Origin of the sequence: Moorena sp. SIO4G3, assembly GCF_010692305.1 — a bacterium.
Lineage (GTDB): Bacteria > Cyanobacteriota > Cyanobacteriia > Cyanobacteriales > Coleofasciculaceae > Moorena > Moorena producens_A.
On record NZ_JAAHIG010000671.1, the window covers coordinates 1 to 2172 of the forward strand.

Consider the following 2172-nt stretch of genomic DNA (forward strand, 5'->3'; position numbering starts at 1 on the left):
GGAGAATGTGCGACTCGTTCCAACTAAGAGCCTTTAGCAAATAAAGGGGTATGAGTTGGGGAAGGATACTAGGGCGGACACCCCAGTAACCAACTAACTGTTCTTTGGATGTGGGTGAAAACCCCACCCCTGAGGAGACAGGTGACTGCCTATCTGGCCACACCGAGGAAGGCGGCAACCTACCAGAGTGACGCTGGCAACAGGGCGCAATCAGAGGGGAAACAGATTACCCACACTGGCGCTAATGGCGAGACGACATGGATAAACAGATTCTAGAAAAGGGTCTTACCGAGAAGCCACAATCTGAAACATTACATGTGGACTTAATCCATTTATTCTCACAGCATGCATTCTCAATAGCTGTAACTCCGAGAAATGGATAGGCCAAGTGAATCATCCTAAATCGTCAAAACAATCCAAAGAACGGAACGAGAAAAAACGGTGGTTAGGAGGTCTGAAGAAAAGGTCGAAATATCAGTAAGTCATGCCAGACTTAATCCCTCCCACCGGGTAAGATGTGACCGGAAACTGGTCACGGGTATTCAGAATATACGGAGCCAATGAAGAGCACGATTAGACACATGAGAAAATCTTATAGTGAATCATGGAAAAATCAAAAATGGAAAAAACTCCGTCAAGATTTATTCCGCCTACAGAAGCGTGTATATAAAGCAGTTCGAGCTGGTGACTTGAAAAAAGCAAGGTCTCTACAGAAACTGATTCTGAGGTCTCGTACGGCACAGTTACTGGCCATCCGTCAAGTAACACAACTCAATCAGGGTAAGAAAACTGCCGGGATTGATGGGAAGACAGCCCTCACTCCCAAAGAACGGTTTGAACTTCTTGAAAGGCTGAACCACTGTGCCCATGTCTGGAAACACAGTGGACTACGGGAAGTACCAATCAAGAAGAAAAACGGGAAAACAAGAATACTTAAGGTTCCCACCATCGCTGACCGAGCATGGCAATGTCTAGCAAAATTTGCACTCGAACCCGCCCACGAAGCCACCTTTCACGCCCGGAGCTACGGGTTTAGGACTGGTAGAAGCGCTCAGGATGCACAGAAGTATGTGTTTCAAAACCTGAACTCTAGAGTTAATGGAAAGGAAAAGAGGGTAATTGAACTAGACATTAAAAAATGCTTTGACCGCATATCACACCGTTCAATAATGACAAAACTAATTGCCCCGGAGAGTTTGAAGACTGGGATATTCCGATGCCTAAAAGCAGGAGTTGACCTGGAATTCCCCGAACAGGGCACACCACAGGGCGGCGTGGTTTCGCCCCTCCTCGCTAATATAGCACTTGACGGAATAGAAAATATTCACCCATCAGTCAGGTACGCTGATGACATGATAATTTTTCTAAAGCCAAAAGACAATGCCGAAAAAGTCCTTACCAAAATCAAAGAATCCCTCGCAAAAAGAGGGATGGAAATCAGCGAAGAGAAAACCAAGATTACACACTCGACAAACGGATTTGACTTCCTGGGCTGGAATTTTCGAGTCCAAGAAAACGGAAAACTAAGAAGTACTCCCTCAGAGGACAATTTCCGAGTTTTCCGTAAGAAGGTAAAAACCGTGGTCAACAGCTCGAACTATGGAGCAGAAGTCAAAGTTAGAAAGCTCGCCCCAATCGTACGCGGTTGGAGGAACTACCATAAGAATTGTGACATGAGCGGAACAAAGGAATCACTATGGTTCCAAAGCGAAGACGCCAGAATAAAATTCAAAAAGGAAAAGAAGGTAAATAAACACGAAGCAGTAAAGCTAGTTAAAAAAGCCTTCCCAAAAGTTCCATACGAGCAATTCGGTCATGTCATGGTCACTGGAACCAAGTCACCATATGACGGAGATACAGTGTACTGGAGCAAGCGAAACAGCAAACTCTACGACAATACGACATCCAAAACTTTGACCAAGCAGAACCATACGTGTGGGTACTGTGGATTGAAGTTATTACCTGGTGAAAATGTCCACCTTCACCATGTAGACGGAAATCATGACAACTGGAAACCAAAGAATCTATCTGCGGTACACCGAAGTTGTCATCAATTAATCCATATGGGCAAAACCGAAAGGTAAAGAATATCTAGGAGCCGAGTGAGGCGAAAGTTTCACGCTCGGATTTGAAGGAGAGGTGCTCCGGATAATACCGGACATCGACTCTAAT

At 45.1% G+C, this 2172-nt stretch carries 1 protein-coding gene; it reads left to right on the forward strand.

Features of this window, described 5'->3' with window-relative positions; translation table 11 throughout:
- Window positions 1-581 precede the first annotated feature (581 nt).
- The gene (locus tag F6J99_RS44410) at window positions 582-2084 is read left to right on the forward strand and encodes a reverse transcriptase domain-containing protein (protein ID WP_293123678.1); all 1503 of its coding nucleotides are present in this window, start codon (window positions 582-584) and stop codon (window positions 2082-2084) included.
- Window positions 2085-2172 lie beyond the last annotated feature (88 nt).

What these genes read in the sequence shown, in the direction of transcription:
- F6J99_RS44410 (WP_293123678.1), top strand. Translation starts at nt 582, where the DNA reads ATGAGAAAATCTTATAGTGAATCATGGAAAAATCAAAAATGGAAAAAA.